At 56.6% G+C, this 16353-nt stretch carries 17 protein-coding genes and 1 tRNA gene; 4 read left to right on the top strand and 14 right to left on the bottom strand.

The window, feature by feature from the left end:
• Positions 1-103: 103 nt before the first annotated feature.
• The 3 genes from GRI41_RS04705 (at position 104) to GRI41_RS04700 (ending at position 2561) form a co-directional block, all read left to right on the top strand.
• Positions 104-1702, top strand: a complete 1599-nt coding sequence (locus GRI41_RS04705; RefSeq protein WP_160603594.1) for an isocitrate lyase — start codon at positions 104-106, stop codon at positions 1700-1702.
• A gap of 11 nt (positions 1703-1713) precedes the next feature.
• The gene (locus GRI41_RS14225) at positions 1714-1887 is read left to right on the top strand and encodes a hypothetical protein (protein WP_202388657.1); all 174 of its coding nucleotides are present in this window, start codon (positions 1714-1716) and stop codon (positions 1885-1887) included.
• Between the two features lie 191 nt (positions 1888-2078).
• Complete coding sequence (locus tag GRI41_RS04700; protein ID WP_160603593.1) at positions 2079-2561, top strand: hypothetical protein; 483 nt, start codon at positions 2079-2081, stop codon at positions 2559-2561.
• Here the strand turns inward: GRI41_RS04700 and GRI41_RS04695 are convergent.
• The 6 genes from GRI41_RS04695 to efp form a co-directional block, all read right to left on the bottom strand.
• On the bottom strand, positions 2555-3889 hold the full coding sequence (locus GRI41_RS04695; protein WP_160603592.1) for an amidohydrolase: 1335 nt from the start codon (positions 3887-3889) through the stop codon (positions 2555-2557). The genes GRI41_RS04700 and GRI41_RS04695 overlap by 7 nt on opposite strands.
• A gap of 39 nt (positions 3890-3928) precedes the next feature.
• A complete protein-coding gene (locus tag GRI41_RS04690) occupies positions 3929-5692 on the bottom strand; it encodes an SLC13 family permease (protein WP_328600514.1) in 1764 nt (587 codons plus the stop codon).
• A gap of 84 nt (positions 5693-5776) precedes the next feature.
• Positions 5777-5861, bottom strand: a tRNA-Leu gene (locus GRI41_RS04685).
• A 62-nt stretch (positions 5862-5923) separates the two neighbouring features.
• A complete protein-coding gene (locus GRI41_RS04680; protein WP_160603591.1) occupies positions 5924-6745 on the bottom strand; it encodes an inositol monophosphatase family protein in 822 nt (273 codons plus the stop codon).
• A 28-nt stretch (positions 6746-6773) separates the two neighbouring features.
• Positions 6774-7124 (bottom strand): hypothetical protein, encoded by a 351-nt coding sequence (locus GRI41_RS04675; RefSeq protein WP_160603590.1) that lies wholly within the window; start codon positions 7122-7124, stop codon positions 6774-6776.
• Between the two features lie 21 nt (positions 7125-7145).
• A complete protein-coding gene (efp, locus tag GRI41_RS04670; protein ID WP_160603589.1) occupies positions 7146-7709 on the bottom strand; it encodes an elongation factor P in 564 nt (187 codons plus the stop codon).
• A 130-nt stretch (positions 7710-7839) separates the two neighbouring features.
• Here efp and GRI41_RS04665 point away from each other — a divergent pair, with 130 nt between their 5' ends.
• Entirely contained in the window at positions 7840-8220 is a 381-nt protein-coding gene (locus tag GRI41_RS04665; RefSeq protein ID WP_235901055.1) for an elongation factor P, read from the top strand.
• A 4-nt stretch (positions 8221-8224) separates the two neighbouring features.
• Here the strand turns inward: GRI41_RS04665 and GRI41_RS04660 are convergent, their stop codons facing one another.
• The 8 genes from GRI41_RS04660 to tkt all read right to left on the bottom strand — a co-directional run bounded on the left by GRI41_RS04660 (position 8225) and on the right by tkt (position 16155).
• Positions 8225-8920 (bottom strand): M23 family metallopeptidase, encoded by a 696-nt coding sequence (locus GRI41_RS04660; protein WP_160603588.1) that lies wholly within the window; start codon positions 8918-8920, stop codon positions 8225-8227.
• A gap of 92 nt (positions 8921-9012) precedes the next feature.
• Positions 9013-9585, bottom strand: coding sequence for a YdcF family protein (locus GRI41_RS04655; protein ID WP_160603587.1), 573 nt, complete (start codon positions 9583-9585; stop codon positions 9013-9015).
• Entirely contained in the window at positions 9582-10214 is a 633-nt protein-coding gene (gene thiE, locus GRI41_RS04650) for a thiamine phosphate synthase (protein WP_160603586.1), read from the bottom strand. The genes GRI41_RS04655 and thiE overlap by 4 nt, the downstream gene beginning before the upstream one ends.
• The gene (locus GRI41_RS04645; protein WP_160603585.1) at positions 10215-11108 is read right to left on the bottom strand and encodes a fructose bisphosphate aldolase; all 894 of its coding nucleotides are present in this window, start codon (positions 11106-11108) and stop codon (positions 10215-10217) included.
• A 91-nt stretch (positions 11109-11199) separates the two neighbouring features.
• The gene (locus tag GRI41_RS04640) at positions 11200-11841 is read right to left on the bottom strand and encodes a 2OG-Fe(II) oxygenase family protein (protein ID WP_160603584.1); all 642 of its coding nucleotides are present in this window, start codon (positions 11839-11841) and stop codon (positions 11200-11202) included.
• A gap of 4 nt (positions 11842-11845) precedes the next feature.
• Positions 11846-13045 (bottom strand): phosphoglycerate kinase, encoded by a 1200-nt coding sequence (locus tag GRI41_RS04635; protein ID WP_160603583.1) that lies wholly within the window; start codon positions 13043-13045, stop codon positions 11846-11848.
• Between the two features lie 92 nt (positions 13046-13137).
• On the bottom strand, positions 13138-14142 hold the full coding sequence (gene gap / locus GRI41_RS04630) for a type I glyceraldehyde-3-phosphate dehydrogenase (RefSeq protein WP_160603582.1): 1005 nt from the start codon (positions 14140-14142) through the stop codon (positions 13138-13140).
• Positions 14143-14157: 15 nt separating this feature from the next.
• Complete coding sequence (tkt, locus tag GRI41_RS04625) at positions 14158-16155, bottom strand: transketolase (protein ID WP_160603581.1); 1998 nt, start codon at positions 16153-16155, stop codon at positions 14158-14160.
• Positions 16156-16353 lie beyond the last annotated feature (198 nt).

Here is a 16353-nt window from a genome sequence, read left to right as displayed (position 1 = left end):
GAAACACAAGATAGTTTGTAAGTTTTTCTGTCAATTGGGCGAAGCCGCCGCAATAAGGTTGGTGACCGCAGGCAATATGCCTCCCCTCATTTGGAGAATTATCGTGACTTACCAAGGCAAAATCAGCGAACTGAACGAGACAATCAGCGGCGCGGGATCGCCATGGAACGCGATCGACGCGGAAACCGCTGCGCGGATGCAGCTGCAAAACCGATTCAACACCGGCATCGATATCGCGAAATACACCGCAAAAATCATGCGCGACGATATGGAAGCTTACGATGCTGATCCGGCAAACTACACTCAGTCGCTCGGTTGCTGGCACGGATTTATCGCGCAGCAGAAGATGATCTCGATCAAGAAGCACTTCGGCGGCACCAAACAGCGTTACCTCTATCTTTCGGGTTGGATGGTTGCCGCTCTGCGCAGCGAGTTTGGCCCCCTTCCCGATCAGTCGATGCACGAGAAAACCAGCGTTCCTGCGTTGATCGAAGAGCTGTACACTTTCCTCAAGCAAGCCGATGCTCGCGAGCTCGGCGGAATGTTCCGCGACCTCGATGCAGCGCGCGAAAATGGCGACGAAGTTGAAGCCAAGCGCATCGAGCAAGCCATCGACAACTATGAAACGCACGTTGTTCCGATCATCGCCGACATCGACGCTGGTTTCGGTAACGCAGAGGCTACATATCTTCTTGCCAAGAAAATGATCGAAGCTGGCGCGTGTGCGCTACAAATCGAGAACCAGGTCTCGGACGAGAAACAATGCGGCCACCAAGACGGTAAAGTCACCGTGCCGCACGAAGATTTCTTGCAGAAAATCCGCGCGATCCGTTACGCTTTCCTCGAACTGGGTGTTGAAGACGGCATCATCGTCGCCCGCACCGACTCGCTCGGCGCAGGCCTAACCAAGCAAATCGCGGTAACCAAGGAAGAAGGCGATCTGGGCGACCAGTATAACAGCTTCCTCGATTGCGAAGAAATCGACCCTGCTGACATGCAGAATGGCGATGTCTTCCTGAGCCGCGAAGGCAAGTTGCTTCGCCCGAAGCGTCTGCCATCCAACCTGTTCCAGTTCCGCCCTGGAACCGGCGAAGACCGCTGCGTTCTCGACTGCATCACATCGCTGCAGAACGGTGCCGACCTGCTCTGGATCGAAACCGAGAAGCCACATATCGGCCAGATTGGCGGAATGGTTGACCGTATCCGCGAAGTGATCCCAAATGCGAAGCTGGTGTACAACAACTCGCCTAGCTTCAATTGGACGCTCAACTTCCGTCAGCAGGTCTTCGATGCGTGGACAGAAGCGGGCAAAGACACAAGCGATTATGACCGTGATCGCCTGATGAGCGCTGACTATGACGATAGCGATCTTGCGACCGAAGCCGACGAGAAAATCCGCACCTTCCAGCGCGATGCCGCTGCGCAGGCCGGTATTTTCCACCACCTGATCACGCTGCCGACCTACCACACCGCCGCGCTGAGCACCGACAATCTCGCCAAGGAGTATTTCGGTGACGAAGGTATGCTCGGCTACGTAAAAGGCGTTCAGCGCAAGGAAATCCGCGAAGGTATCGCTTGCGTGAAGCACCAGAACATGTCGGGCAGCGACATTGGCGACGATCACAAGGAAGCATTCGCCGGTGAAGCCGCGCTGAAAGCTGGCGGCGCCAACAACACCATGAACCAGTTTGCTGCTGCATAAGGAGAAGTACAATGACTGATACAGCCACAAAAACCGGCGAACCCGGTCGGGCCCGGGCATTGCTTTCGACAGCGGACTTCAAACTGCTCCGCACAGCACTCGCCAGCCACGCCAAGACGACCGATGATCGCGAAGAGCTCGCCAAGATCAACGCGCTCCATCACCGGCTCGGCACCTATAGCTAACCCAATTTAACAGTCTCCTGGGGAGGAGAGTACGGCCGTCGAGGTTCCCTGCCTCGGCGGCCGTCAATTTTTGGGAGCCAGCGCTTCAGCGAAAGGTTCTGGTAACCATAGGCAGGATGCTGTGGTTAATGACTGCGGGCTAAGGGGAAACCATGGTCAAGCATCAGCCTCTCCTTATGTTCAATGCAAAAATGTACCGCCATTTTGCATTGGTTACGATCGCGCTGACTGCTGCGATCGCGCTGTTTGCCGATGGCGAAAAGCGTGAGGCCGTGGCTGGCGGTGTGGAAACCGCGAAAGAATATGTGCAGGATGTCGATCTCGAACCGAAGCTGGTGGTGCGCAATTCCAACGCTGGCGCGGCATCTCCGGGATTGGACACTTTCTACAGCGGAGGCGGCGGACAGGATATCATCGGCAACGGTTTTGCGTCGAGCACTCCGGCTGCAAGCCGCAGGCTGTCGAAACTGTCGAAATCGGTTTCCGATGCCGAGCTTGCTAAACTCGGCCTTACTCGAGAGCAGTTCCTCGCATTGTCCGACCAGGAGAAGGAAGCCGTTCTGACCAAGCTGAACAACGGCGAAAATCCGGTGGTCACCGAAAGCGTTGTACAAAATTCAACGGCAGCGTCACTCCGCCGCTCCGGGCGCAGCGGCCAGAGTGCAGATTACTGACCGACAGCCGCAGACGGCGCCATTATCTCGATAGTTGCGCTGGTCATCGCTTCGGTTGCCGTCGCAACAATCTTCTCCGCATCGGGCGCCCAGAACGGGCTGTGCAATGAAGGAAGAGTTGCTTCACCCGCTTGCGCTTTGGCAAATTCATCCGCCGGGACACCGCCTACCCAGAATATCAGCGACTTGATCCCGTCAGGATCTGCCCGCCGGAATTGACCGAAATCCTCGCCTCCCATCACTGATGGCACCTGGCGAACCATGTCAGCGCCGAAACGCGTGCGGAACCCGGCCATGACTTCTTCGGTAAAGTCGGGCGAATTGTACGTAGCGGGTGTGTAGGGATCCTGCACCGATACAGTCGGCATTCTGTCTTCCGGCATACCGGCGGTGATTGCTTCGCCTTTGGCAATACGGGCGATCCCGTCGAGCAGCAATTTGCGCGATTCATCCGAATAGGAACGAACGGTCAGTTGCAGCTTGGCCTCGTCGGAAATGATGTTGTGCTTTGCACCGGCATGGAAGCTTCCAACGGTAATCACGGCCGGATCAAGCGGGCTGCTTTCACGGCTGACGAGCGTTTGCAATCGCATCACAATCGCGCTGGCCAGAACAATAGGATCCTTTGTTGTATGCGGATAGGCGCCGTGGCCACCCACGCCCGGAATGGTGATGTCCACACTGTCTACATTGGCCAGTGCATACCCGGGTGAATATCCGATCATCCCGGCGGGGAATTGCGCGGCATCGTGAAATCCGAGCACATATTCGGGTTTGGGAAAACGCTCGAACAATCCGTCCTCTAGCATGGCCAACGCGCCCTCACCCAGTTCTTCGGCGGGTTGCAGGATCATGACCAAAGTGCCCGACCATTCATCCTTACGCTGGCTGAGTTGCTGAGCCGCGCCGATCCATGCGGTCATATGCGTGTCATGGCCGCAGGCGTGCATTACGCCCGTTTCGACACCCGATGCCGGCGTAGAAATCCTCTTTGACGCGTATGGAAGCCCGGTTTGTTCGACCACCGGCAAACCGTCCATGTCGGCGCGCAACATGACGGTGGGACCTTCACCGTTCCTCATAACCGCAACCACGCCGGTCTGGCCCACTTGCTCGGTAACTTCAAAACCCAAGGCCCGCGCACGTTTGGCCAGTTTCGCCGCCGTTTCGGCTTCCTGAAAGCTCAGCTCGGGATTGGCATGGAGATCGCGGTAAAGCTCCATCAATTCCGGCATGTCCGCCGCAACCGCATCGCGAAGTTCGTCAGCGTGCACGGGGGTCGAAAGCGCGGCGATGGATGCGCCAGCGATCAGAAGTTTCTTGAACATATTCCTCTCCCAAAAGGCGCTTCGCACGCCTGCAATTCGTTACATTCCGTAAGCCAATACCAGCAAAATCGACAAGGTCGTGATCATCAAAATGACAAGCGGCACACCGGTGCGCACATAGTCGTTAAACTCATAGCCGCCCTCTGACATGATCAGCATGTTGGTCTGATAGGCAATCGGGGTCGCGTAAGACAAGTTGCAACCAAACAGAACCGCAAGGATCATCGGTTCGGGCGGCAAGCCAAGCTGCTGCGCGATACTGAACGCAATGGGCGTTCCTACAGTTGCCGCGGTGGCGTTCGAAGCAAAATTGGTCAGCACGGTTACAAACAGCATGATCGCTGCAAGGATCGCTGCGGGCGGAAGAAAATGCAGCCCCAGCGACAAAAGCTCGCCCAGCCACGCCGCCGCGCCGCTTTCCAGAATGATCCGGCCAATCGCGATACTCGCAGCAACCAGAACGATGACTTGTCCCGAAAGCGCCCTTCCCACGCGGTCAAACTTTACGCAGCCGGTCAGGAACATCAGAATAGCGCCAGCGAGTGCCGAAATCGCAATCGGCAAGAAACCAAACGATGCGAGCAAAACCGATCCCAGCATGATCCCGCCCGCAAGCGGTGCCTTTGAACGGCGCGGCAATTCGCGTGCACCATCCAGGATCAACAGGCTATCCTTATGCGCGAAATCCTGCAGATCATTGGGCAATCCCATGACCAGCAGCACATCGCCTTCTGCCATCAGCAAATCGCCAGCGGCGTCATACTGGTCGGCTTTACCCATAACCCGGGTCGGCCGGTGAATTCCCAAAATCGCGACGCCATAACGATCAGCAATGCCGGTTGTCGAAAGGCTTCGCGAAATCAGCCGCGAATCCGCGGTAACCGTCATTTCCATCACGACGATATCTTGCGACGTTTCGTCCGACTGCCTGCGGATCCGGTCCATCACCCATGTTGGTGCTATTTCACCCTTCAGCGTGCGCATGGCATCTTCGATACCTTGATGCGTGCCTGAAACGCGCAGGCGCTGCTGCTGGGTCACGTGACCCAATGGTTCATCCTCAAACCGGATATCTTCGGGAAGCAGCGGAAGAATTTCCGAGGCGTTCTTTCCGATCAGCTCGCTGTCTTCGCCAATCCTGAGGCGCGTTTCAAATCGCCGCACCGAATCTTCGCGCTCAACCCGATTATCACCGAGCAATCGCGGCATCACCAACCACAGATAGGGCAGCGCCACCAACGAGGCGAGCAGCACAATCGGCGTGAAATGGAATACCCCCATGCGCGGCATGCCCAGATCGACCGCAATCGAAACCACCAGGATATTTGTCGACGTACCGATGGTCGTTGCCATGCCGCCCAAAAGCGAAGCCGAATTGAGCGGCATCAGGGTCTTTGACGCGGGCATCGCCCCGCGAGCTGCCAGCACCACAAAAATCGGCATCAGCAACACCAGAACCGGCGTATTGTTGACACCCATCGAAAGGATGAATGCGATCAGTAGCGAAACCAGCAGGCCGAGCTGAAGGTTGATCTTGAACACACGCTCTAGGAAGCGTGCCGCTGGCTCGAGCGCTCCGGTAACAACTAGTCCCCGCCCCATAACCATCAGCGCACAGATTGTGATGAGCGCATAATGCCCGAAACCAGAGAAAGCGAGCGCCAGCCCGTCAGTCGGGGCGGCATCGCCGATGGGGAAGAAATAGAGGCCAACCGCGATCACTGCGATGGTTAGCAACGAGACAATCTCGATCGACAGTTTTCCACGAACGAAGCCGACAAACATCGCAATCGTAATGGCCATTGCGGCCATCGCGTGAAAAGAGGGGATACTCAGCATCGTCGAGTCAGTGAATCTCAAAGACTGGGCTGAAACACAAGCAAATTGTGGTGCCCCTGGCCCGACTCGAACGGGCACTCCGTTAGGAACTCGATTTTGAGTCGAGCGCGTCTACCAATTCCACCACAGGGGCACGCCTGCAATGCAGTTGCGCGCTTAGCGGGGCATCGCCCGCGCTTCAAGCACCCAATTTGGCTATTTCTTCAGCGCCCCGGCCAGCAATTTGTGCATCTTCGAATGAAGCGCATCATTGGCCGCTAGGATTTGTTTCGAATGGATCGGCTCTGACCGCCCACGATAATCGCTGATAAAGCCGCCGGCTTCGCGCACCAACAAGCAACCGGCGGCGGTGTCCCAATCGTTCAGGCCGCTCTCCCAGAAGCCGTCATAGCGGCCCGCAGCGAGCCAGGCGAGATCGAGCGAGGCCGCGCCGTTGCGCCGGATTCCTGCAACTTGCGGGCCAATGGCGCCGAATATCTTGGTCCATTCGGCAAAATCACCATGACCTTGAAATGGGATTCCTGTGGAAATCAGCGCTTCACCAAGATTGCGCCGCGCCGAAACCCTGAGCCGCGCATCCTGCAACCAGGCGCCGCGGTTTTTTTCTGCCCAGAAAGTCTCATCGGTGATCGGGTTGTAAACAACCGCCCCGATAATATCGCCCCAGCCTTGCCCGCCGGGCTTCGGCTCTTGCGCCGCAATAGAAATCGCGAAATGCGGGATTCCGTGAAGAAAGTTGCTGGTCCCGTCGAGCGGATCAATAATCCAGCGCGGCATGTCCGGCGCACCCTCGATAGTTCCGGCTTCCTCGAGCACAAATCCCCAATCGGGGCGTACTTCTAGCAATTCGTCATAGATCGTCCGTTCGGATCGCATGTCGGCTTTGGACACGAAATCTGCTGGCCCTTTGCGGCTAACCTGCAGATGCTCAACCTCGCCGAAATCGCGGCGCAGGCGGTGGCCCGCCTTGCGTGCTGCGCGTTCCATCACGCGGATCAGGCCCGATAATGCTGCCACTTGTGTATTTCCTTATGTGATCGCCTAATCAATCCAGCGCGATCTGGATCGATTTCGCGGTCAGTTCAATTTCGCCCCAACCGCTTGAGAGAAAAGCATAATCGCCTTCAAACTGGGCTGAGTAGATGTCGCTCAAATCAACTTCTTCGCCGTCGGCGGATTTTGTTTTCTTGAGCCGCAGGTCATCCATTTCGGAAAAACGAATGAATCCCTGCTTGTAACATCCTTCTTCATTTTCCGGTTTTCCGAAGGACGGGTGATCGTCAAGCAAATGGAAGTCTATTTCCAGCGTAAGCGACTCGTCGTCGTAGATTACGCCAAGTATATAGCTAGTCTTAAGGTCAATCCCGGCCAGTTTTGGATGATTGACTTCAGCCATGTCGACACTCCCGTCCCTATTTTAACTCACCTTACCGACATATGTCCTTTCGTACACATCGACAATAACGCGTGTACCGGCTTCGATATGTGGCGGCACCATAACGCGGACACCATTATCAAGGACGGCGGGTTTATAGCTGGAAGAAGCGGTCTGCCCCTTTACCACCGCGTCGGCTTCGACAATCTCGGCTTCGATCTGATCGGGCAATGCGACGCTGATGGGTTTTTCTTCCCACAGTTCCAGAGTGACTTGCATGCCGTCTTGCAGAAAATCCTTGGCGTCGCCGAGTAGATCAGACTCAAGGTTGATCTGCTCGTAAGTGTCGCCATCCATGAACACCAACAGCTCTCCATCCTCGTAGAGGAACTGGAATTCCTTGGTATCGAGCCTTACTTTCTCGACAGTGTCGGCGCTGCGGAAGCGGACATTGGTTTTGCGCCCGTCCTGCAGGTTTTTCATTTCAACCTGCATATAGGCGCCGCCCTTGCCGGGCTGCGTATGCTGGATCTTGGCGACTTTCCAGATGCCGCCTTCATATTCGATTATGTTGCCGGGACGGATGTCCACGCCGCTGATTTTCATGATTCAAAGAGCCTTGTGATAAAGACATGTACCTTGGTGTAGCACAATGTGCCGCGCCTTTAGCCGAGCAGTCAGCGACGGGCAAGGTAGCTGGCATTATGACCTTGAAATGGCTAGTGCCGCAAACACAATGACCTTCAAGCCTCACACCCCTTCTTTGTTGCTGATCGCCGCAATGGTGACGGCCCCGGTTTCCGGCCAGGCGCAGGATCGGCAGGGCCGCCTTGGGACCTTGCCTCATGGAACCTATGTCTGCTCAACGCCAGGTGATGCAGCGGGCCCCGCATGGCACGAGATTCCGGACAAGGATTTCATCATCGCCAATGCCTCTACCTATGAAACAAAAGACGGTTCGGGAACATATCTGCTGACCGGAGAAAACGTTGTTTTCACCCGTGGGCCGATGAACGGAATGCGTTTTCAGCGGACCGGCACTGGCACGCTGCGCTGGATCGATAGCGAGGGAAAGCCCGGCCGGATACGCTGCGTCCGCCGCAACGGTTCGGCTTAAAGCCCTATTGGGTCAGAAGAATGTAGGGATTGACCGCATTGGCGGGTTCCCACCATTCAGCATCCTTGGTCGTTCGCAATATAGCAAAATGCAAATGCGGCGCTTTGGGTGACGCATTGCCCGTGCTGCCAACGGTTCCCAATCGCTGTCCACGCCGCACGCGCTGCCCTTCGTTCAGGCCGTCCGCATATTCATCGAGATGCGCGTAGAAATGGATGGTCAATCCGTCGGTCGATCGAACATAGATCGTTTTGCCACCCGCATCCGATTCATAGATCTTTTCGATTGTGCCAGGGCCAGCGGCAACAACCGATGTTCCTTCGGGCGCCATGATGTCAATCGCTTCGTGCAGCTTCTCGCCATGCCGCCTCTGGTCAGCAAATGTGTCTGTAAGGTCGGACGGGCGGACATTCAGCACGGGCACCATCAGCTTCGCCGCTTCTGACTTGTCAGGATTACTTGCCGCCACTGTATCGAGCGATTTCGCTGGCTCGCTTGCCGAGCTCTCGCCGGTTTTCTCGCTATCTGACGCCGCGTCGGCTGCGGGTGTCGGGCTCGGCGCTGCTTCCGCAGGCCGCGTTGATTCAAGCTGGCTTTCGCTGTCCGCCATTTCCAGCAAGCTTCCGCCAGCAACGATCCACACGGCCGAGGTAATCGTCGCCGTGGCGACAATGGTCAGTATCCGGTCAACAAAATTCATATCGTTCTTTCGACCCTAGCAGCCAATCATCACACAACTGGAACATAGCATAGGCCGCCGCCCAATCGATCACAATTCGTGATGCCGTTAAGTTACTCGCCAAACAGCCAGAAATGATGGATGAAATACACTTCCCGCAGCAAAAAAGGCAGCTGGGTGGATACGCTCTGATAACGCGTCGTCGTAGTGGCGCTGGCTTTCGCGTCCATATCCAGGCTGTCCGCCATCAGCATGGCCCGGCGCAGATGAAGCGGATCGGATACCACCAGCGCCGTATCCAAATCTTGGGATTGCATCACCGCCTCTGCTTGGACCAGGTTTTGCCGCGTCGTCGCCGACTGTTCTTCGGTCAGAATGTTGGCCTCGGCAACACCTTGAGCGATCGCATAGTCATGCGCCACCCGGGATTCGGCAAGCCGTTCTGACGGCCCGCGCCCGCCTGTGAAAACGATCCTGCCAACGCGCCCCTGTCGATAGAGCGCAATCGCATGGTTGATACGTTCGCGAAATACGGGCGAAGGTTCATCGCCATCCACAGCTGCGCCCAGCACAATCGCAACGTCAGCGGTATCAGATGGCGATTCTTCCGGTCCTTGGCCTATCCAACCACCGACTCCAGCTAGCCAGAGCGATAGTATCGCGAATGCGATCCAGAGTTTCCTCATCCCAGCTTTTCGGCAAAGGCTTTGATTGCGGCAACCTCGTCACCATTCCAGACGGCGCCGGACACGGCAATAAAGTCTGCGCCAGCTTCCACGATCGGCCCGCAGTTGTCCGGAGTTATCCCACCAATCGCAACCGACGGAATCTCGAACAATTCGCTCCAGAATTCGAGGAGACCAATTTCGGCAGTGTGCTCGGTTTCCTTGGTCTGGCTGGGGAAGAACGCGCCGAATGCAACATAATCGGCGCCTTGCTCACCCGCTTCCATCGCCAAATGACGGCTGCCATGGCAAGTCACTCCGATCTGGACATCGCGCCCCAATTCTTCGCGCGCTTCCTTCACCGACCCATCCGACTGGCCCAGATGCACACCATCAGCACCCAAACGCTTGGCCAGCGCAACGCTGTCATTCACGACAAAGGCCACATCATGCTCCGCGCATATCTTCTGCAGCGGAGCCGCAAGCATGGCGGCCTCATGCTGATCCAGCCCCTTCACCCGAAACTGGAAGGCGGTGACAACACCCTCACCCGCCGATAGCGCCCGTTCGAGGCGCTGGGGAAAGTCGCCACCCGTTTCAAGTGGCGAGATCAGATAAAGCTGCGTCGGAACCAGCGGGCTGTCGACCATTCAACCCGCAACCGAAGCGGTATAGATTTCGTCGATTGCCTCGGCGAGCGAGGAATCAAACTGCTGATCGTCCATCTGCGCGCGCAGCTCTTCGAGCAGAGCGCGGCTAAAGCTGGCGATCATGCCGGTGTTTTTCGCCAGTTCGCGAACGGCTTCTTCTCGCGAATATCCGCCAGACAATGCGACAACGCGAAGCACTTTGGGGTGATCGACCAGAGGTTTGTAAAGGTTTGGCTCCGAAGGAATGGTCAGCTTGAACATTACCTGCTGGTCATCACCCAAACGGTCGAGCTGTTCCAATGCATTTGCGAGCAGCATTTTCTCGGCCTCGGCACGGCTCTCACTTGCGAGCGATGCTTCTGGCTCCAGAATTGGCATCAAGCCATTGTCCAGAATGCGCAGGCCGAAATCCATTTGCTGCCGGACATTCGCAGCAATGCCTACTTCATTAGCCTCATGGATGACAGAGCGCATTTTTGTACCAAACACGCCCAGTTCTTTTGCACGCGCGCACATCTCATCGAGGCGCGGCATATCTTTCATCAACTGCGCGCCGTTTTCCGCATCGTGCATCCCGGCGTCGACTTTAAGAAACGGGACAACGCCGCGATTGATCAGTTGGGTCGGGATCGGTGTGCCATCATCAGTCGAACCATTCATCGTCTTTTCAAACAGGATCGCGCCTACAATCTTGTCCCCGTTGAAACTTGGCGAGGTTACGATACGGCAACGCATCTCGTGAATCTTAGCGAACATTTCCTCTTCGCCCGAATATTCGCTTTCATCGACGCCATAACCTTTGAGCGCCTTCGGTGTGGAGCCACCCGATTGGTCAAGTGCAGAGATAAAGCCCTGTCCATCAGCGATTTTGGCGGTCATTTCAGCGGTGTTCATGGGTTTCGTCCTGCTGTTGCGCATAGGAATGCATGGTGATCTGGGCGCCCTTTAACCGCAGCAAACGGCCATCGCAACGCTGCGAAAGATTTTATTGCGGTGGCTTCAATGCCGGTACAAGATTGATCGCAATGGATATACGTGTTCCCGGGCCTTGAAAGGGCCGGACTGCATGCTGCAGCCAGCTGGGGAACAACACGATCATACCGGTTTTTGGACGGATCGATATCTCTGTCTGCTGCGCTTGCCCGCTCGCATCAAGCAGACGCAAATCGGGAGCGGTCATACGGATCATCGGCATGCGCGGGTCAAGCAATTGCAACTCCCCACCTAGTCCGGCTTCATCGCTGCTGCCATATCCATCGTCGAGATAGGCAACCGCGGACCAGAAAGACCCCGGATGCGTGTGATACTGGTTTGCGCTGCCCTGTTCACTGACATTGGCCCACATTTCGGGGATCCAGTCGAACCTGCTGTTTTCGGGCGATTTGGCATCGACCGTCTGGTCATCGGCCATCTGCATGGCTTTGTAGGCAAGCGCACGAGCAGCCTCACCGCCCCATTCGATCATATTGGTGTTGGAATGCCACCCGTTGATGTTGGAGATCTGAACGCCTGCTGCATCGCGTTGACGCTCTTCATCTACAGCCTGGCGCAGCATCGCCAAGCCTTCGGCGCTCGCGAGCTGGTCTATGACGAACGGCGTAGTGAAGAAATGCCGCGTCTCACCCATGACGTCAGACGGTCAATGCCGCCACACCGGGCAGCTCCTTGCCTTCCATCCATTCGAGGAAAGCGCCGCCTGCCGTTGAAATATAGGAAAAATCTCTGGCAGCACCAGCATGATTGAGTGCCGCCACAGTGTCACCGCCGCCAGCAACCGAAACCAGCGATCCTTCCGCGCTCAGTGCAGCCGCAGTTTTCGCTAGAGCCACCGTTGCCGCATCGAAAGGCTCGGTTTCAAAAGCCCCCATCGGGCCGTTCCAAACCACCGTGCGGCATGTTTTCAATACATCTGCCAAGGCTTCCACCGCCTGCGGCCCGACATCCAAAATCATTTCGCTTTCAGCAACTTCGTGGACATTGCATGTACGCAAGCTAGGTGGATTCGCGGCGAATTCCTGCGACACTACGACGTCATAAGGCAGATGCACCGTGCAGCCGGCGGCGTCAGCAGCCTCCATAATCGCATTGGCTGTTTCGGTAAGATCGTGTTCGCACAGCGACTTACCCACATCGACACCACGCGCAGCCAGGAATGTATTGGCCATACCGCCACCGATGATCAGATGCTGTACCTTGCCGACAAGATTTTCCAGCACGGCGAGCTTGGATGACACCTTGGCCCCACCCACAACAGCCGCAACCGGTTGCTCCGGCTTTTCCAGCGCCGACTCGAGGGCGTTGAGCTCTTTCTCCATCGCCCTTCCCGCATAGGATGGCAGGATCCGGGCGAGGCCTTCCGTGCTCGCATGCGCGCGGTGTGCGGCAGAGAAAGCATCGTTGACGTAGAAATCCGCATTAGCGGCAATGCCCGCGGCAAAATCGGCATCGTTCGCCTCTTCGCCCGGCCAGAACCGCGTATTCTCGAGCAATCCGACGTCGCCATTGCGCAGAATGCCAATCGATTGTTCGACAACAGGCCCCTGAATTTCAGGGATAAACATGACTTCGCTGCCCAGAACTTCCTCAACGGCTTCGAGCGTCATGCTGACGGACATCGTCGAATTTCGCTTCCCGCCCGGGCGCCCGAAATGCGCAAGCAACAAAACCTTTGCGCCCTTCTCCGACAATTCCAGGATGGTGGGTGCGGAAGCTTCTACACGGGTGGTATCGGTCACCGAACCGCCATTCATCGGAAGATTCAGGTCGACGCGGACCAGCGCAACTTTTCCGGTCACGTCACCCAGATCATCTAGCGTTTTGAAGGAACTCATCTGATCATTATATCCGTTCGGTTCGAGCGAAGTCGAGAATTCTCAACCGCTCGCGTCTCGGCATCGCCCGACACGAGCGGTTGAGGTTCGTTTTAAAGCAATCCCGCCATAACGCCGGCAGTGTCGATCATGCGATTGGAGAAGCCCCATTCATTGTCGTACCAGCTGACAACACGGCACAGCTTGCCTTCCATCACCGAAGTTTCAAGGCTGTCGATGGTCGAACTCGCCGGGTAGTGATTGAAATCGCTGCTGACGAGCGGCTGATCGGTGTAGTCGAGAACGCCTTTCATCGGGCCATCCGCAGCGGCTTTTAACGCGGCATTGAGCTCTTCTGCCGAAGTATCACGGCCCGGAGTAAACACCAGATCAACCAGCGAAACATTCGGTGTCGGTACGCGGACCGAACTACCGTCCAACTTGCCTGCCAGTTCCGGCAGAACCAGGCCGACCGCACGCGCAGCGCCGGTTGTGGTCGGGATCATATTCTGCGCACCGCCACGAGCGCGGCGCATATCGCCGTGCATCTGGTCAAGCATGCGTTGATCGTTGGTGTAGCTATGGATCGTGGTCATGAAGCCGCGCTCGATACCCACCAGATCATTCAGAACCTTCGCCACGGGCGAAAGGCAGTTTGTGGTACAAGATGCATTAGAAACAATGACATCGCTTGACGTCAGGACGTCATGGTTGACACCATAGACCACGGTGGCTGTAACATTATTCGCGGGCGCCGAGATCAGCACGCGCTTCGCGCCGGCGGTCAAATGCGGCTCGGCTGCTTCGTGCGATTGGAAGAATCCGGTGCATTCCAGAACGATGTCCACGCCCATCTCACCATGCGGGAGATTGCCGGGGTCGCGCTCCGAGGTCACCGCGATTTTCTTGCCGTTTACAGTGATGCTGTCATCGCTGGCGCTGACTTCACCTGGGAAACGACCGTGCGTCGAGTCGTACTGGAACAACAATGCATTTGCCTTGGCGTCGGCCAAGTCGTTGATCGCAACGAGATCGAGGTTGTGATCGCTACGCTCCAGAATTGCGCGTGCGACAAGCCGCCCGATCCGCCCGAAACCATTAATGGCTACTTTTGTCATAGGAACTACTCCTGCTTAACCGTTCAATTTATTGACAATTTGCGGAACAATCGCGTCCGCAGTGAAACCGAATTTCTTAAAGAGGTCACCCGCTGGCGCAGATGCGCCAAAGCGGTCTATCCCGATATTGAGGCCATCAAGGCCGGTATACCGTTCCCAACCGAAACTTGCGCCTGCCTCTATCGAAACCTTGAGCGTGTCGGCGGGCAGCAGGTCTGAACGATAGGCCGCATCCTGTGCGTCGAACAGTTCGGTGCATGGCATGGATACCACATCGGCACCAATTCCCTGCGCTTCAAGTTCGCTGGCCACTTCGGCCCCAAGGTGAACTTCGGAACCGGTGGCTACCAGTACAACTTTGCGCTCCGCGTCGGCGCCTTTGAGACGATATGCCCCCTTAGCCGAGCGGTTCGTCACGCTGGTCCATTCGCCGTCATCCTGTCCCCGCATCTGCGGAAGCCCCTGCCGCGACAGCGCGAGGATCGACGGAGTGTTGGGTGTTTGCAAAGCCAGCGTCCAACATTCGGCTGTCTCGATCGTATCGCAGGGCCGGTAGACATTGAGATTGGGCACGAGGCGCAGGCTCATCACCTGCTCGACAGGCTGGTGCGTCGGTCCATCTTCGCCAAGCCCGATGCTGTCATGTGTCATGACATAGATCGCGCCGACTTCCTGCAGTGCCGACAGACGGATCGCGTTACGGCAATAGTCGCTGAAAATCAGGAATGTTCCTCCATAGGGCACCACCCCGCCATGCAGAGCCATGCCATTCATGGCAGCCGCCATGCCAAATTCGCGGATACCGTAATATAGATAGCGGCCCGAATAATCGTCTGCGCTGAAAGGCAAGGTGCTCGGCGTTTTGGTGTTGTTTGAGCCGGTAAGGTCCGCCGAACCACCGATCATTTGCGGCAAAGCCTCAGTCAGTGGGCCAAGCGCCATTTCCGATGCTTTGCGGGTTGCGACTTTCTGCGGCTCGGCAGCCAAACCACGAATGTGATCTTCGATTGCACGGCCCGCCGCATCGCCAACATTACCCATTCGCGCTTTGAATTCGTCTTGCTTGTCCGAGCTTTCAAGCCGACTTTTCCATTCGCTATGGGCTTCTACACCGCGGTGACCCGTCGTTTGCCAATCCGCCATGATATCTTCGGGAACCACGAAAGGTTCATGGTCCCAACCCAGCGTCTCGCGCGCTGCAGCGATCTCATCTGGCCCCAAGGGGGCGCCGTGCGTCGCTGATGTCCCCTGTTTGTTTGGCGCACCTTTACCGATAATGGTTTTGCAAGCCACCAAGGATGGCCGATCATCCGCCATCGCTTCTTCGATAGCGCGGCTGATATCAGCGATATCGTGACCATCGCAGCTTACGACATGCCATCCTGCCGATGTGTGCCGCGTCCTTACATCTTCGCTGGTGGAAAGGTCAGCTTGCCCGTCAATCGTGATATTGTTGTCGTCCCACAGCACGATCAGCTGGCCCAGCTTCAAATGCCCGGCCAGTCCGATTGCCTCGTGATTGATCCCTTCCATCAGGCAGCCATCGCCTGCAATCGCCCATGTCCGGTGACTAACCAGATCATCGCCAAAATGTGCGTTCAATTGCCGTTCGGCAATCGCCATGCCGACCGCCATCGCCACGCCCTGCCCCAGCGGGCCTGTTGTGCATTCCACCCCGTCGAGCAGGAAGTTTTCCGGGTGACCGGCGCAAGGATATCCCAATTGCCGGAAATTGCGGATGTCATCGATCGTTGGCTTCGCGTAGCCAGACAGATGCAGCAGCGAGTAAATCAGCATCGATCCATGCCCCGCCGAGAGCACGAACCGGTCGCGGTCAGCCCAGTTTGGGGCAGAAGGATCGAATTTCAGATATTTCGACCATAGAACCGTGGCGACATCTGCCATGCCCATTGGCATTCCCGGGTGGCCTGAATTGGCGGCCTGGACCGCATCCATCGAAAGGGCACGGATGGCATTGGCCATAGGTGCCATGCGGGACGGATCGAGGCTCATTCGGGAAACTCCTGCCGGAAGGTTTTACGGACGCGCATTGTCTATCGATTCGGCGCGGGTGAAGCCTTCGCGAACCTGCCTTTCAAGGTCAAGGAGAGTCCCTGTGTGATCCCCGTCAATGATCCGAAATGTTCCAAAATCGACGTCACATCTCTGCCAATTATCAACAGGTGCTGTGAACTGGAGGCGGCAAACCTT

This window comes from Pontixanthobacter aquaemixtae (assembly GCF_009827395.1).
GTDB lineage: Bacteria > Pseudomonadota > Alphaproteobacteria > Sphingomonadales > Sphingomonadaceae > Pontixanthobacter > Pontixanthobacter aquaemixtae.
This window is presented reverse-complemented; position numbering and strand designations above follow the sequence as displayed.